Consider the following 24,880-nt stretch of genomic DNA (forward strand, 5'->3'; position numbering starts at 1 on the left):
AATGCACAAATGCGGGGATAAAAGGCGAAGGTGGAAGTATGGGAGAAATGCATCAATTCCCTGACCTGCATGTTTTTCATCCTGGGAACCGCATATGCTCTGCAGATCCCGAGATTATCCCCGCATTTGCGTATTTCCGTGCGCCTCGTGGCTCCTGAGGGTGATTTTGCGCACGGACCCGGCATCCCTTCGTGCCTTAAGCGTCGCCAGGGGGCGACGGCCCCGCCCTCCGCGGGAAAGGGTGCGCGCTTTCGCGCCGGGTGTTCATACGTGGGTACAAGGTTTCTGTGGTCGACAGGCGCGGGGGAGGCCGTGGGGATGACGCTCAAAGAAAAAGCGCGGGTGCTGGCCGGCGCATCGCATTGGCGTACGCACGCACTGCGTGCATGCGGCATCGAGTCGCTTGTACTTTCCGACGGTCCGCACGGTCTGCGTAAGCAGGAGGGGAACGCTGACCACCTGGGCATTGCCGAAAGTCGTCAGGCAACATGTTTTCCCACGGCCTCGGCGCTCGCGTGCTCGTTCGACCCCAATCTCGTCCGGCGTGTTGGCGCGGCTATTGGCGAGGAGGCCCGCAGGCAGGGAGTCGACGTAGTCCTCGGGCCGGGGGTGAACATCAAGCGTCACCCACTATGTGGCCGCAATTTTGAGTATTTCAGTGAGGATCCCCTGATATCCGGCGAGTTGGGTGCCGCTATGGTGTGCGGCATCCAAAGCAAAGGAGTCAGCGCATGCCTTAAACATCTGGCTGGCAATAGCCAGGAGCACGCACGCATGGTCTCCGATTCCGTTATCGACGAGCGTACGTTACGCGAGCTGTATCTGGCGCCCTTCGAGCGCGTTATTCGCCGGTCGCATCCATGGAGCGTCATGACGGCGTACAACAAACTTAACGGCGTGTATTGCTCCGAGCACGAGTGGCTTCTGCGGGATGTGCTTCGCGGCGAGTGGGGGTTTGACGGTGTAGTTGTGAGCGACTGGGGAGCCATGAGCTCGAGCGTCTCCTCTGTGCGCGCCGGTCTCGACCTGTGCATGCCCGGCCCCCGCGCTGATCACGCGCGCGCCCTGGTAGAGGCGGTCAACGCCGGAGAGCTGGACGAGCGCCACGTAACGGAGGCGGTCGGTCATATCGCGCATCTCTCATGTAGGGTTGATGAAGGACGCCGCGCCGTTCCCGCGAGTACGCTGCCCGATGAGGAGTTGTATCGATCCCATGCCGACCTTGCCCGGGAGGCCGCCTCGCAAAGCGCGGTGCTCCTTAAAAACGAGGGCGCGCTGCCGCTTGAGACTTCGCAATCGGTGGCGGTGATCGGTGCCTTTGCCCGCATGCCTCGCTACCAAGGTTCGGGCTCATCGCGCATCAATCCAAAGTTCATCGACAATCTGTGGTATCGATTGGAGCAACGGGGTTTTGCCGCGCGCTATGCGGACGGCTACGAACCGATTATGGGCGAGACGAGCGAGCGACTCCTGCGTGATGCGGAGCAGGCCGCAGCGCACGCGGATGTTGCGGTCGTGGTTGCGGGCCTTCCCGCGCGATACGAATCCGAGGGTTTCGATCGCAAACTCATGACCATGCCCAAAGGTCAGGTCGAGCTGATCGAGCGAGTGTGTGCGGTGAATCCGCGGACGGTGGTGGTGCTGCAGGGCGGCGCCCCCATGGAAATGCCCTGGCGCGACAAGCCTGCTGCAATTCTGCTTATGTACCTCTCGGGCTGCCAGGGCGGCGGTGCCGCCGTTGACATCCTTGCGGGTGATGTCAGCCCCAGTGGCAAGCTGGCGGAAACCTGGCCTATCTGTCTGGGAGACACCGCGCTGGGAGTAACGTATCCCGACATGGACCGCGAGGTGTACTATCGCGAAGGGCCATTTGTGGGATACCGATATTACGACGCGGCGAATATCGAACCGGCGTATCCGTTTGGCTTTGGGATGTCGTATACGTCGTTTGCCTACCGCGACCTCGAACTCACGCAGAGGTGCGTGCGCCTAACGGTGGAAAACACCGGAGCGTACCGCGGCGCCGAGGTAGTGCAGCTCTATGTGGCTCCCGCCCCCGGCGTGGTTCCATCGCCCTGCCCGCCGCAGCACCTGATTGCGTTTGAGAAGGTCGTGTTGTCGCCCGGCGAATCCAACCGCATCGAATTCGCTCTTGATGACGAGGCGTTTCGCGTTTGGGACGTGCAAGATCATGCGTGGCGCGTATGGCCCGGCGCATACGAGGTACGCGCCGCCGCCTCGAGCAGAGATGTGCGCCTCTCGGGATGGATCGACGTTCCCGCACCGACGCCCCAAGGCGACGCTGGGGGTGCCACCTCAGTGGCTCCGGCCCTTCCTAACATGTATGCTCAACCTTATCCGGGATGCTTCACATCGTTGGGGGCGATTGCCGCATTTGAGGGCCTTTATAGCTCCCCGCTGCCCGTCCGCCCACCGGTCGTCCCGTTCACCGTCGATTCTACCGTTGAGGACATGGAAGCGAGCTGGCTCGGTCGCCGTATGTTTCGCATCATCGATTGGGTGATGGCAGATCCCACCAGCAAGATGGATCATATACAGCGCACCATGATGAAGGAGATGGCGGCAGACATGCCGCTGCGGTCGCTTACTACCAGCGGTGTACCGCTCGGCGCCGTTGAGGGGTTCGTGAACATGCTGAACGGGCGCTACCTCTCAGGGTTCATGCGGATCATTCACGCACTCGTCCGCAGCATTCGCGAGAGATGAGGAGACCGCACGACAAAGAAAACGGCCGAACCCGCATCGGGCTCGGCCGCCATGGTTGGGATGATGACCCAATCCTAGAAATCGTCGGGGCTCAGGTTTTTGACAAACTCATCGAAGCGCTCGATTTCCTCTTGCGACGACTGCTCATCGCGCGCGGCTTGGTACGAGATGCTTCCGGCGCGGTTCATGACATCGTCTTCAACGTAAATGGGTGCGTTTGAGCGCGTGGCGAGGGCGAGGGCATCGCTCGGACGGGCATCGAGTTTAATCTCGCGCACGCCATCGCCTTGCTCCGACACCTTGGACTCCGCGGCATTCCCCGTGCACTCAAGTACGATGTCGGCATAAAACACAGGTGCATCCCAACGGTTGATCTCCACGCGTTCCACGCGGGCTCCCAACTCCTTAACGGTGTTGAGCAGCAGGTCGTGCGCTATGGGTCGCGGAGCCGCCTTGTCGGAGTCGATGCCATTGCCAATAGAGGCGGCCTCGTAGGCTCCGGTTTGGATGGACAGCGCTCGCAGGGGCGCATCGGCGGTGGCGCCGTTTTTGCGCTCGCGCAGGACGACGACGGAGGGCACCGGTCCCGAGGCCATGACGATGCTTTCGATATCGACGCGAATCATGCAAACCTCCAGATGTGCACGGCGAGTTGCGGACGGTGAACAGACATAATACCCAAATGTCGCGATGAAGCCAGACTCGATCGCAGTCCGTGTATTTGTTCACATTGGGGCCCTCTGAGCCCGTGGGAAATTCGCCCTCAAAAAGCCGTCCTCAAAAATAATGAAAAAAGGTGTTGACGCGCCTTTGGTGCCTGGGCTATATTAATCCCCGCGTTGGACCTGTAGCTCAGTTGGTCAGAGCGTCCGGCTGATAACCGGGAGGTCACAAGTTCGAACCTTGTCAGGTCCACCACCTCTTTCGCAATAAACACCCCAGCGAGAGCCGAGTCGCCGCTGGGGTGTTTATTACTACAGTGGGGGTTTAGCTCAGCTGGGAGAGCGCGGGCTTTGCAAGCCTGAGGTCAGGGGTTCGATCCCCCTAACCTCCACCATATGAACTGATGGGGCATCGGCATAGTCGGTGCCTTTTTGCTTTTAAGGAGCAGGTCATGGCAGACGAGATGAACGACGTGCAGCAGGACGAGGTTTCCCCCGAGCTCGATTCCATGGTGTGTGATCTGCTCGACGGCTATCTCAATGCACTTGCCGACGGCGAGGATCTCGGTGTGGTCCTCATTGCCGAGGATGCTCGTGCCAATCGCTATCAAGCTTGCTTTACCGAGGATGGCCCCGAGGCGTGCCTGGAGGGTGCCAAGCATTTTGTCGAGTCGAACGCGACGGGCATCCAGTCCGATCACGTTGGCCCGCTCGATCGCTACGCCATCGCCTACGCAGGTGGTGTGGAGCTCGACTGCGAGTTCCAAGATGCCATCGTCGTGAGCTTTTACCAGCGCGGCATGTCCCTGGGCTATTCGGCATATGTACTCTACGAGGGTGCCGGAACTGGTGAGAATTTCCGTTGGTGCGATCCCGAGCCTGCTGGCGAAGAGCCCCCGCTGTTGTAGGCCGTCTGCGCCACATCGCGCGGTGCAGGCGCCCCATTCTTTGTCACACTTATGTGTAGGGCGGCAAAACCGCTGGATACAACAGCTTGTGAGCGTCACAACAGATACAATACCGCCGTGCAAAAACCGATTACCGACTATGTTGGGCGCTTTGCCGGATGAAGGCTTGCGCATCGAAGAGCTAAAGGATAAGGGGAAGCCCATGCGCGTAGATAATCTGCGAGACATCGCCATCATCGCCCACGTCGACCATGGCAAGACTACTCTGTGCGACAAGTTGCTGCGCGCCGCCGGCGCCTTCCGCGCCAACCAGGAGGTGCAAGACCGCGTGCTCGACTCCAACGATCAGGAGCGCGAGCGCGGCATCACCATTCTCGCCAAGAACATCTCCATCGATTACAACGACGTCAAGATCAACATCATCGATACCCCCGGCCACGCCGACTTCGGCGGCGAAGTCGAGCGCGTGCTGCGCATGGCCGATGGCGCGCTGCTGCTCGTCGACGCTTTTGAGGGCCCGATGCCCCAGACCCGCTTTGTGCTGCGCCACGCCATCGACACCGGCCTCTCCATCATGATCGTCATCAACAAGATCGACCGTCCCGGTGCTGATCCCGAGAAGGCATACAACGATTGTCTGGATCTCATGGCCGACCTCGGTGCCACCGACGAGCAGCTTGAGTTCGCCATGGAGCACGTTGTGTACTGCTCGGGCGTAAACGGCTACGCCCGTCTCGACCCCGAGGACGGCAACATGGACATGTATCCGCTCCTCGACATGATCGTGAACGACCTCCCCGCGCCTGAGGTGGACATCGACGGACCGCTCGCCATGCAGTGCGTCACCATCGACCACTCCAACTTCGTTGGCCGCATCGGCATCGGCCGCGTGTACTCCGGCACTATCCACACGGGTGACCAGATTCTCGTCGTGAAGAACGATGGCGAGCGCAAGACGGCTACCGTCAAGCAGCTCTTCACCTTCGACTATCTGGGCCGTACCGAGTGCTCCGAGGTGAGCGCCGGTGACCTGGCGGCTGTGGTTGGCGTGGACAACACCGACATCGGCGACGTGTATACCGATCCCGAGAATCCCGTCGAGCTCGACCCCATCGAGATCGACCCGCCCACTCTGTCCATCGTGTTCGAGGCCTCCACGTCTCCGCTCGTGGGGCGCGACGGCGACATCGTGGGCGCTCGCCAGCTCAAAGAGCGTCTGTTCAACGAGCGCGAGAACAACGTGACCATGCGCATCGAGGAGCTGCCCGATAAGAGCGGCGTTGAGGTGAGCGGTCGTGGCATCCTGCATCTTTCCGTTCTCATGGAGACCATGCGCCGCGAGGGCTACGAGTTCCAAGTTGGTCGCCCGCGCGTTCTGTTCAAGAAGGATGAGAACGGTACCCTGCAGGAGCCCATCGAGCAGGCCGTCGTGGAGTGCCCCGACGAGTACGCCGGCAAGGTTATCGAGATCTTCGGCAACGCCGGTGGCACTATGACCGGCATGGAGACGGGCACGTCCGTCACTCACGTTGAGTTCCGCATCCCCACCCGCGGCATCATGGGTCTCAAGAACCGCATCCTCAACGTCACGCACGGCGAGGGCGTGTTCTACCACACCTTCCTCGAGTATGGCCCGTATGCCGGCGAGATCGGCGGCCGCAAAAACGGCGCCATGATCGCCATGACCACCGAGAAGGCCGTCGCCTACGCTTTGGGTACCCTGCAGGAGCGCGGTTCCCTGTTCGTTGAGCCGGGTACCGAGTGCTACGAGGGCATGCTCGTGGGCGAGCGCAGCCAGCCGGGCGACATGGTCGTGAACATCGCGCGCACCAAGAACCTGGGCAATCAGCGTTCTTCCACCGCTGACATCTCGGTGCAGCTTGTGCCGCCACGCACCTTCTCTTTGGAGGAGGCGCTTGAGTACATCATCGACGACGAGCTGGTCGAGGTCACCCCCAAGAACATTCGCATGCGCAAGCGCCTGCTGAACGCCACCGACCGCAAGAAGGCGGCGAACCGCGCCGTCAAGTAATCGAATAGTGCAATGGTGCAATTGAGGACGTACCCCAATTGCACCATTTTAGGTAGGCTTCGCGCCGGCCTGGCTTCATTCGCACGATAGGGGACGGGGCCGATTCACAGGTATGCTGGTACACTGGCATGCATATGGATCGGTCCCGTCCCTTTTCCATTACATGCGGGGCGGAGTTTTGAGGTGAGTCATGAGCGAGGAATTTGAGCCGGTAGAAGGGTGTGCGGGATGCGTTGCCAACACCGCTGTCGAGGATGCGGTTGCCGTCGAGGCTCCGCACTTCGCGCCGGGTGGATCCGACAGCGCCCCCTCATCCACGCCCAACGATGACGGTGAAAAGGACGTTGGAGCCCCTACGCCTGAGGGCCTCGCCGCTATTCACGCCCGCAACGATTGGTTGATTGCAGCGGACCAGGCCCTCGCCGACCTGCGCCGTCGGTCGACGGACGGCAAGCTCACCTCTCCCGAGCGCTGGGTGAAGCGCGCGTTCGCGCCGGCGGGCGTGGATGCGAAAGCGTTCGGGGACGAGCTGCTCTCCTATATTGAGGAGCATCCGCATGCAGAGGACTCCCCTGCAATCGGCAGGCGGGAAGTGCCTGTGGGGTATGATGATCGTCCCGAGCTCGATGAGCTGGGCCTGGATGATCCTCTAACCGAGCCCGACGTGACGGATATCGTGGTGCTGTACGGCAAGTCCGGGGTGTACCTGTACTCCAAGCCGATCATGTCCCACAGCTTTGCCCATGCACTGTTCAACACGGCGGAGGGGGATGACCTAGCGACGTTTGCGGATGTGATTCGCACGGAGTCTCGCGTGTATCCGCGGCCTACGGCGGCGTCTGACTTCCTCAACAGCCCTTACTTGTGGTCCGCCTCGAAGGTTACCGAGCTCTACGAGCGCGCGACAGGCGACGACGCGTATGCGGACATTGAGCTCACCACGACCAGCTTGAACGAGTCGTTCTTCTATTCCACGCGCCATCTGAGCCCTGCGCAGGGCAAGGCGTTGGCCGAATGGTACGGCGTGGAGAAGTTCCGCAATCCATAGGAGTTCGAGCCGCCTGCCGTGCCATTGGACGTGCCATTTGGGCACGCCTCCTCGACATGTGTACCAAACGACTTACCAAACGACTACGTCCCCGATTGGGAATGGGAGAAGGGAAACGTTTATGGCAAAGCGCCGTCTGACCGAGGACACACCGTTTTTGCGCACGCCCGACATGTACCAGATCGAGAACGACGCGCCCATCACGGAGTACTCCGAGCGTTCGCTCGACCTCATCGCCGATGCCAAAAACGGCGGCATCCCCGACGGGGCCAATGCGTTTTGCAGCGTGGGCAAGGAGAAGCGCGGCACGGTGCAGATGCAACTGTTCGCGCAGATCGACCCCGAAACCGAGACCTTCGTCGAGGTGGGCTTTCGCAGCCACGGCTGCCTCGCGGCCATCGCCTGTGCTACCGCGCTCGCCACGATGTTGCGCGGCAAGACGTTCGAGGAGGCACTCGCCATAAGTAAGGAGGACATCCTCGAGGCAGTGGGTGGCCTGCCGAATGGCCGCAAGTACACCCTCACCTACGCCATCGAGGCCGTGCGTGCCATCATCGGCGATTACCTGTTACGCATCAAGGGGTGCAACCTTGCCCAGCTCAACGAGGTTATCAGGTGCGAAAGCATGTGCCCTAACTGCCTGCTCACCGAGAATTGCTCCCTGCGCGACGAGCGTGTGGACCAGGAGCTGCGCGAAGTCGGAGAGATCGAGTAGCGCCACGCGCCGACACGGGCTGGTGTCCGAGTACGGTCGCCCTTCTCAGGTACGTAAGAACAATGCTCATTATTCTCCAAATAGAATAATGAGCATCTGCGGCTTAAACGCCTTATTCAGGCATAATTGAACGTGTCTGCATGTGCGCATTTTCGCCGCGCACAGTGCTTCAAGGTTCCGCGGGTGTAGCCTCACCCGTGAAGCAAATAGGGGAGGGAACTATGAAAGAGAACACCGCCATGGAGCAGGTCGGCTCCGGTGCGGATCGTCTCGACTCCTTCTTTACCCGTCGTGGGTTTGTGAAGGTGTCGGGCGCGTTCGTGGCTGGCATGGTGGCGCTGGGGTTGCTCCCGGATTCCGCCGCCGCGGCCCCCACGAGCTCAAAGGGCGAGGTCGATTACTACGCGACCCCGGCCCACGTGCTCAAGGTCAACCGTGCTCGCTGCACCGGTTGCCAGCGCTGCGAGATGATGTGCACCCTGCAAAACGATGGTGCATCTCAGCCCGCCGCCGCCCGCATCCACGTGCACGACGGCTTCAACTTCGGCTCCGACTGGGAGTCCTTCGACGGCATTTACTATTCCTGCGAGTGGCAGATCCGCGCCTGCCACATGTGCACAACCGCTCTTTGCCAGACGTCGTGCCCGCATGGGGCCATCATCACCATGGAGAACGGCACGCGCACCGTCGACCCCGACAAGTGTGTGGGCTGCGGTACCTGCGTCGCCGCCTGCCCGTGGCACATGCCCGTGGTGAACACCGAGACCCACAAGTCCACCAAGTGCATCGCCTGCGGCCGTTGCGCCGACCAGTGCCCCAACGGCGCTCTCGAGCTCATCAAGTGGGAGAACGTGAACCACTCCTCCGGTCCCACCCGTTCCGAGATCAAGTGGCCCTACGTCAGCGAGGTCCAGGACTTCGTCGGCGGCGGCAAGATCGCCCAGTAAAGGAGAAGCGCAATGGCTGAAACCTCTTACGGTTGGGCTGGCTGGATCGCCCGCGTCAACCTTACGAGCGGAGATATCACCGAAGAGTCCGATGTCGAGATGCAGAAGGACTACATCGGCGGTATGGGCTTCGCGAACAAGATCATGTACGACGAGGTCGGCCCCGAGGTCGATTGGATGGACGAGGAGAACAAGGCCGTTCTCGCCGTCGGTCCCTTGACCGGTTCCGGTGTGCCGTTGGCGGGCCGCTCCACCTGGGCGTCCCTGTCCACGTTCACGACTGACCATCTCGTGGTCGACATGCACTGTGGCGGTCAGCTCGGTGCCATGCTCAAGTACTCGGGCCACGACGGCCTGATTATCGAGGGCAAGTCCGACAAGCCCGTTTACATTTTCATTGACGACGACAAGATCTCGATTGAGGACGCCTCCGCCCTGTGGGGCAAGGGCACGCGCGAGACTACTGAGGCCCTGTGCAAGAAGCATGGTGCCGAGTGCTGCGTCGCCGCTATCGGCCCCGCCGGCGAGAACCTGCTGCCTTACGCCTGTGTGATGAATACCCGTTCCCACTCCGCCGGTGCCGGCCTGGGAGCCGTCTTTGGCGTCAAGAATCTCAAGGCCGTCGTTATCCGCGGCACCAAGGCGGTGCACGTGGCCGACCCGCAGATGGTCGCCGACCTTTCCGACTACATGATCGCCCAGGTCATCGGCTCCAACAACAACCACGTCGTCCCGAGCACCCAGCAGTCTTGGGCTGAGTACTACGACGCCGGTTCCCGTTGGACCGCCAAGAAGGGCCTTTATTGGGCTGCCGCCGAAGGTGGTCCCATCGAGACTGGCGAGCCCAAGCCGTTTGAGCCCAACACCATGGGATACCGCTGCATGAAGTCCACCAAGGACATGGGCCCCGCCGCCGAGAAGTACACGGTCAAGATGGCCGGCTGCCACGGCTGCCCCGTTCGTTGCTACGCACAGGTGCACGTGCCGTTCGTCCAGGAGAAGACCGGTTACGAGTCCCAGGGCAACACCTGCGTGCCCAACTTCCCCTTCACGGCCTATATGCAGTCCTTCCTCAAGGCCGAGGGGATCTACGAAGAGGATGGCAAGACCCTGACCGACCTCTCCGTGAACTACAACATGCTTATCTCCGCCACGGTCGATGACCTTGGCCTGTGGTGCAACTATGCCCAGCTCTACCGCGACTTGGCCTACACCTACTCCGCGGGCATCCTCGAGAAGCACGTTCCCGCCGAGCAGATGGCCGAGTACAACTTCGACGCGATTCTCCATGGCGGCGATCCCTCCAGCTTTGTGAAGATCCTGCTGGACATCGCTTCCAACGATACGGAGAACAAGCCGATCTCCTGGCTCGGCCACGGTCCCATCGTGTGGACCAAGGAGTGGGGCTGCGAGGATTGGTTCGACAACGCCAAGTCCGCGCTCATCAACTACCGCGGTTGGCCGGTCCACCACTCCATCGAGTGCTTCGGCCAGACTGGCGGTCTGTACAACATGATGTTCAACCGCGATGACATGATCCACTCCGCCGTCAACTTCCAGGGCTGCGGTCTGCCGCAGGAGCTCAAGGAGGAGATGGCTGCCGAGATGTGGGGCGAGGGCGCTATCGACGCCACCAAGGATTACACCCCCATGAACGAGGCTAAAGCCGAGTTCGCCTGGTGGAGCATCGTCACCGACGTTCTGCACGACTCCCTCGTCCTGTGCAACTGGGTATGGCCGATGGCCATGGCCCCCGCCAAGGAGCGCAGCTATCGCGGCGACCTGGACCTCGAAGCCCAGTTCTACACCGCGGTCACCGGCCAGAAAGTCACCATTGACGACCTGTACAAGGCTGGTGAGCGTATCATGACGCTCCAGCGCGCCAACACCGTGCGCGGCATGAAGGACAAGGACGGCAACGTGGGCTGCAACGACATGCGCAATGTCCATGATGTCATTACCGAGTGGGTCTTCGAGAAGGATCCGGATATCGAGCCCTTCACCCCTGGCACCGACAAGATGGAGCGCAAGGACTGGAAGAAAGCCCTTACCATGCTCTATAAGCGCTTTGGCTGGGACGAAAAGCTCGGCTGCCCCACCAAGGAGTGCCTGAACGACCTTGGCATGAGCGATATCGCCGAGGATCTTGAGTCGCGCGGTCTGTTGACCGAGGGTGGCACCTCGTACGACAAGCGCACGCGCACGTACGACCATATTCTTGAGAAGTACTGCGGCGACAACCCGGCGCTGTCTGCGTAGACCGTCTGATCTAGAGGAGCAAGTATGGCTGATGAGATCAAGGGGACGAGCGCGGCCGAGGCCACGCCCGAGACTCCCAAGAAGAAGCGCGATTGGAAGGGCAAGCGCCTGCCCATCGTGATTGCCGTCGTGGTGGCGGCGACCGTTCTCGGCGTTGCCGGCTGGGCCTGGCGTGCTACCCCCGGTTACTGCGACGCTCTGTGCCACAGCACCATGGGCAAGTATTACGACACGTTCGAGAATCAGACCGATTCTTTGGCGTATGCCCACAAGGCCGTTGTGAATGGAAAGTGCCTTGACTGCCATGAGAACACCCTGGGCACCTCTGCCCGCATGGTGCAGTCCCAGCTGACCGGCGATCACGATACGCCGCTCGCCAAGGTGACCTATACCAATGAGTTCTGCCTGCAGAGCGGTTGCCACGCTGGTGCCGGCATCATGCCCGGCGCGAGCGAGTCTTCCACGAAGGACCTCTCGTTTGATCCGCATAGCGATTACCACGGCGTACAGCAGTGCAATTCCTGCCACCGCATGCACGACCAGAGCGTCTTCACGTGTGCCGGTTGCCACCAGGTTGGTGCCTGGGAGGGCGAAGGTGGCATTCCCGAGGGCTGGAGCAAGGTTGACCTGGGCGACGGCCAGCAGGGTGCCGTGCCGGATGGCTGGACCACTCCATTCCTGTTCGAGGCTTCCGAATAGGGCACTCAACAAGAACGACCGAAAAGGGCGGGCCTTTAGGGTCCGCCCTTTCCATAACGATGACAAGATGGAGTCATGTTGCCGATACATGCTGTGTGGCATACTGGCAGCAGTGAAAAATGTTAGGGAAAGGCACCTTTGTGATCGATCTTGATTTCAAACCGCGCGGCGTGTGCGCCCGTATGATTCACGTGGAACTCTCGGATGATGGCTCGACTATCGAAAATGTGGCGTTCGACGGAGGCTGCAACGGTAACCTCAAGGCCATCGGTAGGCTTGTCGCCGGCCAACCGGTCGATTCCATCGTCGAGCTTTTGCAGGGAAACACCTGCGGGCCGCGTAAGACCTCTTGTGCCGATCAACTCACGCTTGCCTTGCGCGAAGCACAGGCCAAGGTTCGGGCGTAGCTGCCATGAAAACTAGGGAGTACCATTTCGATTCGCGGACCGATCGCCGTGCCACTGCTTCTCGCAGCGTGAGCCGCCGAACGCTGTTCAAGGGAACTGCGGCCGCCGGAGCAGCGCTCACGGCAATATCCCTTGTGGGTTGTGGATCAGATGGCGGCGCTGCGAATGTGAGCGGTGAGCCGCAGGTCATCACTGACGACTCGAAGATCACCAACGTCACCGATGACTTCGAGGGGGTGGACAACACCCTGACCGCCCAATACGAATGGGACCTTCCCTTGGGCACTGTCCCGTTCCACTGCGAGGGGTCGTGGGCGGCACTGCTGGAGGCCCCGGCGAGCGCCCGCACGATCAACACGCTCGGCATCATTTCTCTCGCCAGCGGAAACACGTCGACTCTGGTGTCGGAACCGGTAGCGGGAAAGACCCATGCGTTCCACGATGTTCGCTGCTCGGAGCAGGTGTACGCGTGGGTTGAAATGGATTATGCGGCGGGAGCTTGGGTACTCATTGCCCAGGCACTCGAGAACGGGGTGCTTGTTGGAGATCCTGTTGAGCTCGACAAAGGCGACGCCGATTGGGAGCCGGCGCGTTTTACCGCAACGGGTTCTTCGGTCATCTGGCAGAAAATGCCCTTTGCGACGGGAGCCAAGAGCTCGGAGTTCTCCCATTGCTACCTGTGGAACGTGGGAGACGAAAAGGGTGAGGACCTGTACGAGAGTCCCGGTCGATTTGCGACGTGGCCGCGTGTGAGCGACGGTTACCTCACCATCGCCCCCCGCGTCAATTCCGATGATGGTACATATTACGGGCTCACCGCGCTTGACCTGCAGAATAACAATAAGGTTGCCGCCCAGCTGGTCATGCCCGAAACGGTCAGTCCCTTCGAAGCTGTGTTCATGGGCGAAAGTTTTGCCTTTTCGGTCGAGGCAAACTACGGATACGGCGGCAGCCTGGGGAACATGGGCACGTTCATCGGCAACTCGGGTGGTCCGTTCGTATATTTGAGCCGCGAGCCGCTCGCCTGCGTCACGGGCAAGGGGAGTCTGTACGTCATCAAAGCCCAGTCCTCGCATTTTGTGGTCGACACAAGTGCCCAGACCTATGCAATCCTCACGGCCCCAGATAAGGCGCTTGATTTTGGCGACTATCCGGCAAGCGAGGGAACGACGGATCGTCTGGTGACGTATGCCACCGTGCGAGGTGACGACGGCTTACCGGCGTTGGTGCGTCTGCGGGTGTTCGCCCTGTAAAGCGCGCCTGCTATCCAATGCCGCCCGCGCCAATGATTGAGCACTCCGCAGATTGGGCATACTTCGTTAAAGGTGTGCGCCATTTGTGTGCGCTAGAATAAAACGACGTTTGTTTGCGAGACGAGGAGGCCGCCCATGGCTTCAGATGCACGTAAGATTTTGTTGGTTGAGGATGAAAAGGCCATCCGCGACGCGGTGGCAGCCTATCTTGAGCGTGAAGGTTATTGGGTCGTGGGTGTTGGCGACGGTCAATCCGCCGTTGAGGAGTTCGAGAAGCACCAGTTTGACCTGATCGTGCTCGACCTTATGCTCCCTAAGCTTTCCGGTGAGCGTGTGTGCCGTGCCATCCGTGACACCTCTGATGTGCCGATTATCATGCTTACCGCTAAGGGAGAGGTTGAGGATCGTATCATCGGCCTCGAGCTCGGTGCGGACGACTACCTCATCAAACCCTTCTCCCCGCGTGAGCTCGTGGCGCGCGTGCGCGCCTTGTTCCGCCGCACTCACCTTGCCGACGAGCCGCAGGTCGAGGTCCTCGACTTTGGCGATCTGGTCATCGATATCTCTGGGCACAAGATTCTTGTTGAGGGCAAGGAAGTTGACCTCACCGCATCCGAGTTTAAGCTCCTCACCACGCTCGCTCGCCATCCCGGCCGCGTGTACAACCGTATGGAGCTCGTGGAGAAGGTTCTCGGTTACGACTTTGAGGGCTATGAGCGCACCATCGATAGTCACGTGAAGAACCTGCGCGCCAAGCTGGGGGATGATCCCAAAAAGCCCAAGTGGCTCTATACCGTGCACGGTGTCGGATATCGTTTTGAGGCATCCGCGCAGCCTGACAAGGCGGACAAGTAACACGACTCACGCCGGGCGCCGCATCACGTGGCGCCCATTTTATGTGGTGCGGTAGGGGGATTCATGGAGCGCCTGGTCATTGGAAAACACGGAGCCGAGGCGGAGCAGCCGTCGCCGCGAGCGAGTTGGAATACGCCTCATCCCATGCCGCGGTCGGGCATGAGCTATGGCGGGCGCATGGCGCTCTCGTTCGCCATGACATCGCTTGTAACGGTCGTTATCTTGGCACTCGTGGTCACGGTGGTTTGGGGTGGCGCGTTTTCGGATTACACACGTGCCAATGTCGAGGAGATTGCCCAAGTTGCCGCCGAGAAGCTCGCCGAGCGATACGAGGATGCCGGCGAGTGGAGCGTCGATGCCATTAAGACCGTGGCGGAGTCAAGCACCCTGTCAGACGACATCGGTATGCAGGTCAAAGATGCCGGTGGCGCTATCATGTATGACGACACGTGGCCTGCCGCCGCAATGGCGAGTACTGCCGACAAGTCAGATGGAGGGCTGGGCACCCGCAGCCCCGTTTCTAAAGCCCCAACCGATCCCGAGTCCGCCGTGGTCGCCCCCATCGTGGATAGCAATGGGGGCGAGATCGGCTCTCTCCGTCTTTGGGTGTTGGGTAGTGATGCACTGCTCACCAAGGCAGACACGGCGTTTCGCGAGCGGACGTTCAACGCCATGGGACTCGCTGCTTTTATCGCGGTCCTTATGGCGGTGGTGATTGGCTTCCTTGTTTCGCGCATGTTTACCAATCCCGTCCGCACCATCACCGACACCGCCCGCCGGATACGCGAGGGTGATCTTTCGGCACGGACGAACATGCGGGGAGAGGATGAAATCGATCAGCTGGGCGAGACATTCGACGAGATGGCCGCCAGCTTGGAGCGCGACCTCAAGCGCGAACGTCGTCTCACGTCCGACGTGGCTCATGAGCTGCGCACGCCGCTCATGGCCATGCAGGCGACCGTGGAAGCCATGCAAGACGGAGTGTATCCCACAGACGCCGAGCATCTTGAGACGGTCGCCGCGGAGACTCGCCGCTTGGCACGTCTCGTGCAGCAGACCCTCGACCTCTCCCGATTGGAGAATCACACCGCGCCCCTCAGGCTCGACAAGGTCGACATTGTGCAGCTGGCGCAAAACATCGTGAACAATCAGCATCAACTCTTCCACAACAAGGGGCTTCATCTGCGGTTCGTTAATGAGATGCAAGGTCGTTCGGCGGTCATCACGTGCGACGCGGACATGATCACGCAATGCATTATCAACCTTATGAGCAACGCCATGCGCTATACGCCCGAAGATGGATGGGTGGTTGTTTCGATCCATGGCGACCGCAAACATGTGATGGTGACGGTATCAGATACGGGTATTGGCATCGCAAAAGATGATCTTGCGAGGATATTCGGTCGTTTTTGGCGCGCAGATGCCAGCCGCGCTCGTGAGGCAGGCGGTCTGGGCGTTGGCTTGGCCGTGACCAAGCAGATCGTAGAGCGCCATCATGGCTTCATCGCGGTGGAGAGCGAACTTGAAAAGGGTACGACTTTTACGATTCATCTTCCCCGTGAGCTGGAAGAGGAGGCGTCATCCACTACAATGAAATATTAGCTGTGCTATGGCGGTAAAGGAGCGGGACAACGCCGCTGCCGCTCCGCCAGGAACAGGCCGTTGTGAGGGAAGATTTCTCAACAGCGGCGATGACATTCGCGTAAGGAGTTGACGCACATGACCACGATGGAGCGCCGTCCCGATTCCCGGGGCAAGGTCCGTGACATTTACGACGCCGGCGACAACCTGCTCATGGTTGCCTCCGACCGTATCTCCGCATTTGATTACATCTTGCCCGACGAGATTCCCTACAAGGGCGAGGTGCTCAATCGCATCTCCGCGTTCTGGTTCGATAAGTTCGCCGACCTCGTGCCCAACCATATGGTGTCCATCGACACGACCGATTTCCCGGCTGACTTCGCCGATTACGGCGACTATCTGTCCGGCCGCACCATGTTGGTCAAGAAGGCCGAGCCCATCATGATCGAGTGCATCGTTCGTGGGTATCTCACCGGTTCCGGCAAGAAGACCTACGATGCCGACGGAACCGTATGTGGCATCTCCCTGCCCGCCGGCCTCACCGAGGCATCCAAGCTCCCCGAGCCGCTGTTCACGCCGTCCACGAAGGCGGCCATCGGCGACCATGATGAGAACATCTCCTACGAGCGCTGCGTGGAGCTTGTGGGCGAGGACATCGCATCTCAGATCCGCGACCTCTCCCTCACCATCTATAAGGCAGCGGCGGAGTACGCGGCCACGCGCGGCATCATCATCGCCGACACCAAGTTCGAGTTTGGCGTGATTGACGGCAAGGTCACCCTCATCGACGAATGCCTCACGCCCGACTCAAGCCGCTTCTGGCCCGCCGATTCCTACGAGGAGGGCAAGGTCCAGCCCAGCTATGACAAGCAGTACGTGCGCGATTGGCTCAAGGTCAATTGGGACTTCTCCGGTGACGCGCCGCAGCTGCCCGCCGAGGTGATTGAGGGCACGTCCGCGCGGTATCGTGAGGCGTATGAAATCATCACGGGCGAGAAGTTCGTCCCTATGAAGTCCAAGTAAGTATCTAAGGAGAACGAGTAAGTGAGCACCCGTAGCGCCCAAAACAAGCGTACCCAGGAAAAGCTGCAGGGCGAAAACCGTCAGGGAATGGCGCGCAAATCCGCTTCGTCCGCCAAGCCCGCTCGCGCCGCCGGAAGCTCCGTGCGCGTAGTACCGTCGTCGTCCAAGGCCAAGCGCGCCGCAGCGGAGCGCGGCGAGGATCTTTCCGGCTTGTCCAAAGAGGAGAAGAAGGCACGCAAGGCTGAGCTTCGCCGTCAAGAGGACCGGGTGTATACGGCATCGAACGCCCTGCTCAACGAGAACGAGGACTATGTTCGTTTTCGCCGTATCTGGTGGGTGCTCCTCGGCATCGGCATTGCGGCGCTGGTTGGTACATGGGTGGCGCTCGCCGTCTTTGGCAAGGATGGGGCCGATACCCAGCTTGCCCAGACGGTGCAGATGGGGCTGATCATCGTCGCCTACGCTGCCATCATCATCGCGTTCATCTTTGACTTCATGAAGATTCGTCCCATCCGTAACGCCTGCCGTACTGCCGCTTCGGGTATGAGCGAGTCCAAGCTTAATGAGGCGATTGCCCGATCGGTGCAGGATAAGAAGTCCAAGAAATAAGCGCCGTTTGCGAGATTTGCCTCAAGGCGCACTCATGTCGCGAAGGCGTGGGTGCGCCTTTTGCAAAGCGGTGCAATCGGGGGCGTACCCCAATTGCAGCACTGCGTCTCTGGCGTTCAGCAAAAGAAGGGAACAGCATGTTTAGGGCCGAATTAACCGTTGAGGAAGCTCGTTCCGGGATGGCGAACCTCAAACCCAAGCTCGAGCGATATGCCGACTTGATTGTTCGCAAGGGGGTGAATGTCAAGCCTGGCCAGGAGGTCGTGGTGCAGGCTCCCGTTGACGTGGCAGCGTTCGTTCGGCTGCTTGTCGCCCGCGCCTACGCTGTCGGTGCCGGACATGTCACGGTGATTTGGAACGATGATGCGGTGACGCGCCTGACGTACGAGAACGTCGATGCCTCATGGTTTGAGACGGTCCCCGCCTGGCAGCGCGAGCAGCTCGATTCCCTTGCCGAGGCCGGCGCGTGCTTCATCTTCGTCGAAGGGGCGGATCCCGAGGCGCTCAAGGGCATTGACCCCGCCAAACCCGCTGCCGCCTCCAAGGCACGTAACACCCAATGCGTGAAGTACCGACATGGTATGGATTTCAATATCAACCCGTGGTGCATTGCCGGTGCCCCGGTTGCGGCATGGGCGCGACAGGTGTATCCGGGTGTCGAGGACGAGGTTGCGACGTACCGTCTGTGGTGCGCGATCCTCTCCGTTGCCCGCGCTGACGGGGACGATCCCGAGGCCGCCTGGGAGTTGCACAATGCGACGTTCGAAAAGAACTTGCGTCTGCTCAACGAGCGCCACTTCGATCGACTGCACTATACCTCCGCGAATGGCACCGACTTGTGGGTGGGCATGACCGATAAACACGTGTGGGAGGGAGGCTCGAGCAGTACCCCCGATGGCCATGTCTTTTTCCCCAACATCCCTACGGAGGAGGTTTTCACTTCACCGCATTGCGAGCGCGTGGACGGTGTAGTGTACTCCGCATTGCCGCTGGTACGACATGGCAACAAGATCGACCGCTTCTGGTTGCGCTTTGAGAACGGTCTGGTTGTTGATTTTGACGCCGAGGTGGGTCGCGACACCCTGGCGAGCATTCTCGACACCGACGAAGGTGCCCGCCGCTTGGGTGAAGTCGCGTTGATTTCCAAGAACACGCCGATCCGCGAGACGGAGACCCTGTTCTACGACACGCTGTACGATGAAAACGCGAGCTGCCATTTGGCGCTGGGTTCTGGTTTCCCCGAGTGCTACGAGGGCGGTTACGCCATGACGCAGGATGACCTGCGCGACCTTGGCCTGAACAAGAGCGGTACTCACGTGGACTTCATGATAGGAGCAGACGATCTGGACATCATGGGCGTCACCGCCGACGGCGAGGAGATCCCGGTGTTCGTAAACGGCCAGTGGACCTGGGAGTAGCTTGGTTCACCAGATGCCCGGACCCGTCACGAGGTCGAGGGCTTGCGTGCGCCAGTGCGCTACGCCCTCGCCTCCGGCAACCTTGGACATATCGGAAACCTTCGGATCGATGCGCGCGCACGGCGACTGAGTGGAACTTCTTGAGGTTTTTCGTATTGATTTTCCAATATGTCGAGTACACTCTCATATGGGCGGCATAAAACCGCAGGAACGCGACGCTGCATGTAAGTGACTACTTCGGATTTTCCGAGATTGATACGAAAAACCTCAACTTTTACTGCAGGCTGGGGAATGGGATCCCAGGCAAGCCAGTTCAGGCAGCCGCCGCAGTCGGTTGCGGGTGATTCGTAACAGACGGGTTCGTCTGCGTCGCCGCTCCTTTGCTGCAGTGAATCGCTTAGTGGCAAATTCTGCTACAATACGGCACGCGGGTCATTAGCTCAGTTGGCAGAGCAGGGGACTTTTAATCCCAAGGCCCAGGGTTCGAACCCCTGATGACCCACCATTATGAGAAGGCGCGAGGAGCAGCGATGCCCCTCGCGTTTTTTGTTGTAAACGGTAAGGGATGCACGCGGAAGAGAATTGGCAATCCAGTGACAGTGAATAGAACAGGCCATTATGTAACATTAATTGCATATTAGAACTTTTTAAGCAACATAGATGGATAAGCGCGTACAATACTGTGAAACCATACGGCCTTTAAGCCGGTACCGAGAGACCGAAAAGGAGACGAGATGGGTTCAAATCACCCTATGGGTGCTTGCGCATCCGCCCTGCCGCGCACGGCTATGAGCCCCCTGGCTCAACGCATCATGGATTCAACCACAAAAGGCAATACGCTCCCCGCTGTTCTGCTGCTGGCAGATGGCACCGTGTTTTACGGCCGCGCGTGCGGAGCATGCGGAACGGCGACGGGAGAGGTGTGCTTCAACACCTCGCTTGAGGGCTACTTCGAAGTTCTCACCGATCCCAGCTACGCGGGACAAATCGTAACCATGACGTATCCACAGATCGGCAATTACGGTATCGACCTTGCCGATGTTCAGAGCGCGTATCCCGGAGACGCCGACCGTCCCGCATCTGCCCCCGCGTTGCGCGGCATGGTGGTGCACGATATGTGCCGCACGCCGTCCAATTGGCGCAGCTCGTTGAGCGTTCCAGACTACCTGGCCCAGCAGGGCGTCGTCGCGATTGAGGGCGTTGATACCCGCTCCCTCGTTCAGCATCTTCGCGACCATGGCTCGCAGATGGGCATTGTTTCCACCGAGGAATTCAACCTCGATGTCCTTGCCGATCGTTTGGCGGCCGCTCCACAGCTCGTTGGCGAGAACCTGGTCAAAACGGTGAGCTGCCCCCAGCCTCATACATACGACTCCTCGGACCTGCCGGTCTCCCATGAATTTGCCCTTGCCGCCACAGCGACCCGTCGCGCTCCGTATCGTGTGGTCGCATATGATTGCGGCGTCAAGCGGGGCATTCTCGAAGGTCTGGTTCGTGCCGGCTGCGACCTCACCGTTGTGCCGTGGGATACCCCCGCAGAGGATGTTCTTGCCCAGAACCCAGACGGCGTGTTCCTCTCCAACGGTCCCGGCGATCCCGATGCCGTACCCGAGACATACATGCAAGTCCAACAGCTTGTTGGCAAGGTACCGGTGTTCGGCATCTGCTTGGGCCACCAGATGATCAGCCTTGCGGCGGGTGCGCAGATCGAGAAGCTCAAGTTCGGCCATCGCGGCGGCAACCAGCCCGTTATGAATCTGCTCACGCGTCGTGTTGAAATCACGGCGCAAAACCACGGCTTTGGTTTGGTGTTCCCCAGCTTGGGAAACTTGGTACCCGAGCTCTCTGGCGGCGTGAGCGAGCATTCGACCCAGAGCGACCTGCGCTTTTGGGTCGAGCGCGGAGTGGCACCCGTTGTGCGAAACGAACGCTTTGGCCGTATCCGCCTCACCCACGTGAACCTTAACGACGGCACCGCCGAGGGCATTCAGCTGCTCGACGTCCCCTGCTTTAGCGTGCAGTACCATCCCGAGGCCTCTCCTGGCCCCACCGACGCTCATTACCTGTTCACCGCTTTCACGCGACTCATGGACGGCGACCCGGATTACCTGGGCATCGACATCGCGGCCGACCGGTTGCACGGCTGGAATTTCGCAACGGAGGAGAACTAGCATGCCCAAGCGTACCGATATTAAGCGGATTTTGGTTATTGGATCCGGACCAATCGTGATTGGCCAGGCATGCGAGTTCGACTACTCGGGTGCTCAGGCCTGTAAGGTACTCAAAGAAGACGGATACGAGGTCGTGTTGGTCAACTCGAATCCCGCGACCATCATGACGGACCCGGGCCTCGCCGACCGCACCTACGTGGAGCCCATCACGGCGGAGTTCATTGAGAAGGTCATCGAGCGCGAGCACCCCGATGCCCTGCTGCCCACCCTGGGTGGCCAGACGGGCCTCAATGCCGCCGTCGAGCTGGCGAAGTCCGGTGTACTCGAGCGCTACGGCGTCGAGATGATCGGATGCGACCTTGATGCCATCGAGCGCGGCGAGGACCGCAAGCTGTTCAACGAGGCCATGGCTGACCTGGGTCTCGAAGTGGCGCGCTCGGGTTATGCGTACTCCGTTGAGGATGCCCTCTCGATTGTCAAAACCACCGGCTATCCCTGCGTATTGCGTCCGAGCTTCACCATGGGCGGTGCCGGCGGCGGTATCGCGCACGACGAGGAAGAGCTCATTCAAATCGTGACGCAGGGCCTTGAGCTGTCCCCGGCAGGTGAGGTCCTGGTCGAGGAATCCATTGAAGGCTGGAAAGAGTATGAGATGGAGGTCATGCGCGACCGCGCCGGCAACGGCATCATCGTGTGCTCCATCGAGAACCTCGACCCCATGGGCGTGCATACCGGCGACTCGATTACCGTCGCCCCCGCTCAAACGCTCTCGGATCTCGAGTACCAGCGCATGCGCGTCGCCTCGCTCGCCATCCTCGAGAAGATCGGAGTCGAGACCGGCGGCTCCAACGTACAGTTCGCCGTCAACCCCAAGAACGGGCGCCTTATCGTCATCGAGATGAACCCGCGCGTAAGCCGTTCCTCCGCGCTTGCCTCCAAGGCGACGGGCTTCCCCATCGCCAAGGCGGCCGCGCGCCTGGCCGTGGGCTACACGCTCGACGAGATCACCAACGACATCACCCGTGCCACGCCGGCGTGCTTTGAGCCTTCCATTGACTACTGTGTGGTCAAGGTGCCGAGGTTCGCATTCGAGAAGTTCAAAGGCACCGACACCACGCTCACCACGCGTATGAAGGCTGTGGGCGAGGTCATGGCCATCGGACGTACCTTCGAGGAGGCGCTCGGCAAGGCCATGCGCTCGCTTGAGGACGGCCATCGCGGCCTGGGGGCCGATGCCAAGGCGTCCGCGCTTGAGCAACTGTCTGACGAAGAGCTTGCCGAGCATGTCGCCCGCGCTACGGAGCAGCGCATTTTCTACCTGGCGGAGGCACTGCGTCGTGGATGGTCGGTCGAGCGTTTGCATGACCTCACGCGCATCGACCCGTGGTTCCTCTCGCGCATGCACGACATGATCGCGGTTCAGACGGCGGTTCGCGGCCTGCGTGTTGAGGACATCGACGCCGACGCGATGCGCCTGCTTAAGCAATACGGCACCTCGGATGCCCAAATCGCGCACCTTACCGGCAGCGACGAGCGCTTTGTGCGTGCGTACCGCAAGGGTTTGGGCGTGGTTCCGAGTATGAAGACGGTCGATACCTGCGCCGCCGAGTTCGAGAGCGCCACGGAGTACCACTACAAGACCTACGAGAACCTCATGCGTGTCTCTCCCGTTGCTCACCGCAGCGTGGCGGTAGACGAAGTACGCCCCTGCGACAAGCCCAAGGTCATGATCTTGGGCGCCGGTCCCAATCGTATTGGGCAGGGCATCGAGTTCGACTACTGCTGCGTACACGCTTGTTACGAGCTGGCCGAGCGCGGATACGAGACCATCATGGTCAACTGCAACCCCGAGACGGTCTCCACCGACTACGACACCTCCGACCGTTTGTACTTCGAGCCGGTTACGTATGAGGACGTCATGGATATCGTCGACGTCGAACGTCCCGTCGGCGTCATCACCACGCTCGGCGGCCAAACGCCGGTCAACCTTACGCGCCAGCTGGCCGAGAGCGGCGTGACCATCATGGGCACCCAGCCTGACGCCATTGATTTCGCCGAGGACCGCGAGCGTTTCTCGGCGTTGCTGGACCGCTTGGGCGTCATGTATCCGCCGGCAGGTATGGCAACCTCGTTTGCAGAGGCCGAGTCCGTCGCCGCCCACATCGGCTACCCGTTGCTCGTCCGCCCCAGCTATGTTTTGGGCGGTCGCGGCATGATGATTGCCTACGACGCCGAGCACCTGCGCGAGTACATGGCCGAGGCTGCGCGCGTGAGTCCCGATCACCCTATCTACCTCGACCGATTCCTCGAGGGCGCGTACGAGAGCGATGTCGACGCGTTGTGCGACGGTGAGAACGTCTATATTGGCGGCATCCTCGAGCATATCGAGGAGGCGGGCATCCACTCGGGTGACTCTGCAACGTGCATCCCGCCGTTCTCGTTCTCCGAGGGCCTCAAGGCGAAGCTCCGCGAGACCACGCGCCGCATCGCGTTGGCCCTGGGCGTGCGCGGTTTGGTGAACGTGCAGTTCGCCATTAAGGGCGAAACGGTCTACGTCATCGAGGCGAACCCCCGCGCGAGTCGTACGGTGCCGTTCATCTCGAAGGCCACGGGCGTGCCGCTGGCGCGCTATGCCGCCCGTATCATGGCGGGGGAGAGCCTTGAGTCGCTTGGCTTGACGGGCGAGTATCGCGAGCCCGAGTACTTCTGCATGAAGGAGGCCGTGATGCCCTGGGGCCGCTTCCCCGGCGCCGAGGTCATTCTTGGCCCCGAGATGAAGTCGACGGGTGAGGTCATGGGTATCGCGAAGAGCTATCCGGAGGCCTACGCTAAGACGCAGCTCGCTATCGACTACCAGCTGCCCACGCCTGAGGATGGGCGCGTGTTCATCTCGGTGTGCGACCGCGACAAGCGTCATATCCTGAGCCTTGCGCGTATCCTACGTCACCTGGGATTCGATATCGTCTCAACGGCCGGTACGGCGCGCGTGCTGCGCGGCGGCAATGTGCCGTGCGAGGTCATTGGCAAGATCGGTGCCCCTGATGACGCCGAACTCGTTGTTGGTGAGGAAGCCGAGCGCGGAATCCTCGATATGATCGCGGATGGCGAGATCGCGTTCATCATCAACACACCGTATGGTCCTGGATCCCGTGGCGACGGGTACCGCCTGCGCACCGAGGCAGTCCGTCGCGGCGTGACCTGCGTGACCGCCCTCACGGCGGCGAATGCTTACATTGCCGCCCTTGAGGCCCGTCAGTTTGGCGACGGCATGGAGGTCATCGCGCTGCAGGATCTGTAGCGCGCGGGTGGGAGTCAGGCTTTCATGTGCGTTTTAGCCGGGGGCGACACCTATCGGTGGTGTCGTCCCCGGCTTTCTTGTTGCCCGCTGAATATTACGCAATGATTCTTAATGCCTCATGACGGGCAAACCTGAGGAAATGGAAAACCATCAGCCGATTTCTAGTGGCTTTCTAGGTGTCATCTGGTTGTCGATTTCTCGCATCGGGGCGGATTGATCGGCTTTGATCTTGATTCGGCGCCTCCCCACGCCCTCACGGTTCCAGTTG

General features: G+C 60.5%; 18 protein-coding genes and 3 tRNA genes. 20 read left to right on the forward strand and 1 reads right to left on the reverse strand.

Going from position 1 to position 24,880, the window contains the following annotated elements; genetic code table 11:
* The first annotated feature begins 318 nt into the window (after positions 1–318).
* Entirely contained in the window at positions 319–2,727 is a 2,409-nt protein-coding gene (locus ACX9NZ_RS08605) for a glycoside hydrolase family 3 C-terminal domain-containing protein (protein WP_407496159.1), read from the forward strand.
* A gap of 74 nt (positions 2,728–2,801) precedes the next feature.
* Here the strand turns inward: ACX9NZ_RS08605 and ACX9NZ_RS08610 are convergent, their stop codons facing one another.
* The gene (locus ACX9NZ_RS08610) at positions 2,802–3,353 is read right to left on the reverse strand and encodes a bifunctional nuclease family protein (protein WP_118654446.1); all 552 of its coding nucleotides are present in this window, start codon (positions 3,351–3,353) and stop codon (positions 2,802–2,804) included.
* Positions 3,354–3,568: 215 nt separating this feature from the next.
* Here ACX9NZ_RS08610 and ACX9NZ_RS08615 point away from each other — a divergent pair.
* The 19 genes from ACX9NZ_RS08615 (at position 3,569) to carB (ending at position 24,612) form a co-directional block, all read left to right on the forward strand.
* Positions 3,569–3,645, forward strand: a tRNA-Ile gene (locus ACX9NZ_RS08615).
* Positions 3,646–3,708: 63 nt separating this feature from the next.
* Positions 3,709–3,784, forward strand: a tRNA-Ala gene (locus ACX9NZ_RS08620).
* Positions 3,785–3,841: 57 nt separating this feature from the next.
* Positions 3,842–4,297, forward strand: a complete 456-nt coding sequence (locus tag ACX9NZ_RS08625; protein ID WP_118654445.1) for a hypothetical protein — start codon at positions 3,842–3,844, stop codon at positions 4,295–4,297.
* A 202-nt stretch (positions 4,298–4,499) separates the two neighbouring features.
* On the forward strand, positions 4,500–6,329 hold the full coding sequence (gene typA, locus ACX9NZ_RS08630) for a translational GTPase TypA (protein ID WP_118654444.1): 1,830 nt from the start codon (positions 4,500–4,502) through the stop codon (positions 6,327–6,329).
* Between the two features lie 190 nt (positions 6,330–6,519).
* Positions 6,520–7,377 (forward strand): hypothetical protein, encoded by an 858-nt coding sequence (locus ACX9NZ_RS08635; protein ID WP_407496156.1) that lies wholly within the window; start codon positions 6,520–6,522, stop codon positions 7,375–7,377.
* 121 nt (positions 7,378–7,498) lie between these two features.
* Positions 7,499–8,092: an iron-sulfur cluster assembly scaffold protein gene (locus ACX9NZ_RS08640; RefSeq protein ID WP_118654443.1), complete on the forward strand. Its 594-nt coding sequence runs from the start codon at positions 7,499–7,501 to the stop codon at positions 8,090–8,092.
* Positions 8,093–8,313: 221 nt separating this feature from the next.
* A complete protein-coding gene (locus ACX9NZ_RS08645; RefSeq protein WP_118654442.1) occupies positions 8,314–9,039 on the forward strand; it encodes a 4Fe-4S binding protein in 726 nt (241 codons plus the stop codon).
* Positions 9,040–9,051: 12 nt separating this feature from the next.
* The gene (locus ACX9NZ_RS08650) at positions 9,052–11,298 is read left to right on the forward strand and encodes an aldehyde ferredoxin oxidoreductase (protein WP_118654441.1); all 2,247 of its coding nucleotides are present in this window, start codon (positions 9,052–9,054) and stop codon (positions 11,296–11,298) included.
* A 24-nt stretch (positions 11,299–11,322) separates the two neighbouring features.
* Entirely contained in the window at positions 11,323–11,997 is a 675-nt protein-coding gene (locus ACX9NZ_RS08655; RefSeq protein WP_407496153.1) for a cytochrome c3 family protein, read from the forward strand.
* A gap of 140 nt (positions 11,998–12,137) precedes the next feature.
* Positions 12,138–12,404 carry a TIGR03905 family TSCPD domain-containing protein gene (locus tag ACX9NZ_RS08660; RefSeq protein WP_294123321.1) on the forward strand — a complete coding sequence of 89 codons (267 nt, stop codon included), beginning with the start codon at positions 12,138–12,140 and terminating at the stop codon, positions 12,402–12,404.
* A 5-nt stretch (positions 12,405–12,409) separates the two neighbouring features.
* Positions 12,410–13,657 (forward strand): hypothetical protein, encoded by a 1,248-nt coding sequence (locus ACX9NZ_RS08665; protein WP_118654438.1) that lies wholly within the window; start codon positions 12,410–12,412, stop codon positions 13,655–13,657.
* 135 nt (positions 13,658–13,792) lie between these two features.
* Positions 13,793–14,512: a response regulator gene (locus ACX9NZ_RS08670; protein WP_407496151.1), complete on the forward strand. Its 720-nt coding sequence runs from the start codon at positions 13,793–13,795 to the stop codon at positions 14,510–14,512.
* Between the two features lie 63 nt (positions 14,513–14,575).
* Positions 14,576–16,114, forward strand: coding sequence for a sensor histidine kinase (locus ACX9NZ_RS08675; RefSeq protein ID WP_294123320.1), 1,539 nt, complete (start codon positions 14,576–14,578; stop codon positions 16,112–16,114).
* Positions 16,115–16,231: 117 nt separating this feature from the next.
* Positions 16,232–17,116 (forward strand): phosphoribosylaminoimidazolesuccinocarboxamide synthase, encoded by an 885-nt coding sequence (locus ACX9NZ_RS08680; protein ID WP_199588946.1) that lies wholly within the window; start codon positions 16,232–16,234, stop codon positions 17,114–17,116.
* Between the two features lie 21 nt (positions 17,117–17,137).
* On the forward strand, positions 17,138–17,725 hold the full coding sequence (locus ACX9NZ_RS08685) for a hypothetical protein (RefSeq protein WP_407496148.1): 588 nt from the start codon (positions 17,138–17,140) through the stop codon (positions 17,723–17,725).
* A gap of 137 nt (positions 17,726–17,862) precedes the next feature.
* On the forward strand, positions 17,863–19,143 hold the full coding sequence (locus ACX9NZ_RS08690) for an aminopeptidase (protein WP_118654434.1): 1,281 nt from the start codon (positions 17,863–17,865) through the stop codon (positions 19,141–19,143).
* Between the two features lie 429 nt (positions 19,144–19,572).
* A tRNA-Lys gene (locus ACX9NZ_RS08695) sits at positions 19,573–19,648 on the forward strand.
* A 229-nt stretch (positions 19,649–19,877) separates the two neighbouring features.
* Positions 19,878–21,314 carry a glutamine-hydrolyzing carbamoyl-phosphate synthase small subunit gene (carA, locus tag ACX9NZ_RS08700; protein ID WP_199588945.1) on the forward strand — a complete coding sequence of 479 codons (1,437 nt, stop codon included), beginning with the start codon at positions 19,878–19,880 and terminating at the stop codon, positions 21,312–21,314.
* A gap of 1 nt (position 21,315) precedes the next feature.
* Positions 21,316–24,612, forward strand: a complete 3,297-nt coding sequence (gene carB, locus ACX9NZ_RS08705) for a carbamoyl-phosphate synthase large subunit (protein ID WP_407496145.1) — start codon at positions 21,316–21,318, stop codon at positions 24,610–24,612.
* Positions 24,613–24,880: the final 268 nt, after the last annotated feature.

The organism is Collinsella sp. BM28 (genome assembly GCF_054551995.1).

What these genes read in the sequence shown, in the direction of transcription:
- ACX9NZ_RS08605 (WP_407496159.1), top strand. Translation starts at nt 319, where the DNA reads ATGACGCTCAAAGAAAAAGCGCGGGTGCTGGCCGGCGCATCGCATTGG.
- ACX9NZ_RS08610 (WP_118654446.1), bottom strand. Translation starts at nt 3,353, where the DNA reads ATGATTCGCGTCGATATCGAAAGCATCGTCATGGCCTCGGGACCGGTG.
- ACX9NZ_RS08625 (WP_118654445.1), top strand. Translation starts at nt 3,842, where the DNA reads ATGGCAGACGAGATGAACGACGTGCAGCAGGACGAGGTTTCCCCCGAG.
- typA (WP_118654444.1), top strand. Translation starts at nt 4,500, where the DNA reads ATGCGCGTAGATAATCTGCGAGACATCGCCATCATCGCCCACGTCGAC.
- ACX9NZ_RS08635 (WP_407496156.1), top strand. Translation starts at nt 6,520, where the DNA reads ATGAGCGAGGAATTTGAGCCGGTAGAAGGGTGTGCGGGATGCGTTGCC.
- ACX9NZ_RS08640 (WP_118654443.1), top strand. Translation starts at nt 7,499, where the DNA reads ATGGCAAAGCGCCGTCTGACCGAGGACACACCGTTTTTGCGCACGCCC.
- ACX9NZ_RS08645 (WP_118654442.1), top strand. Translation starts at nt 8,314, where the DNA reads ATGAAAGAGAACACCGCCATGGAGCAGGTCGGCTCCGGTGCGGATCGT.
- ACX9NZ_RS08650 (WP_118654441.1), top strand. Translation starts at nt 9,052, where the DNA reads ATGGCTGAAACCTCTTACGGTTGGGCTGGCTGGATCGCCCGCGTCAAC.
- ACX9NZ_RS08655 (WP_407496153.1), top strand. Translation starts at nt 11,323, where the DNA reads ATGGCTGATGAGATCAAGGGGACGAGCGCGGCCGAGGCCACGCCCGAG.
- ACX9NZ_RS08665 (WP_118654438.1), top strand. Translation starts at nt 12,410, where the DNA reads ATGAAAACTAGGGAGTACCATTTCGATTCGCGGACCGATCGCCGTGCC.
- ACX9NZ_RS08670 (WP_407496151.1), top strand. Translation starts at nt 13,793, where the DNA reads ATGGCTTCAGATGCACGTAAGATTTTGTTGGTTGAGGATGAAAAGGCC.
- ACX9NZ_RS08675 (WP_294123320.1), top strand. Translation starts at nt 14,576, where the DNA reads ATGGAGCGCCTGGTCATTGGAAAACACGGAGCCGAGGCGGAGCAGCCG.
- ACX9NZ_RS08680 (WP_199588946.1), top strand. Translation starts at nt 16,232, where the DNA reads ATGACCACGATGGAGCGCCGTCCCGATTCCCGGGGCAAGGTCCGTGAC.
- ACX9NZ_RS08690 (WP_118654434.1), top strand. Translation starts at nt 17,863, where the DNA reads ATGTTTAGGGCCGAATTAACCGTTGAGGAAGCTCGTTCCGGGATGGCG.
- carA (WP_199588945.1), top strand. Translation starts at nt 19,878, where the DNA reads ATGGGTTCAAATCACCCTATGGGTGCTTGCGCATCCGCCCTGCCGCGC.
- carB (WP_407496145.1), top strand. Translation starts at nt 21,316, where the DNA reads ATGCCCAAGCGTACCGATATTAAGCGGATTTTGGTTATTGGATCCGGA.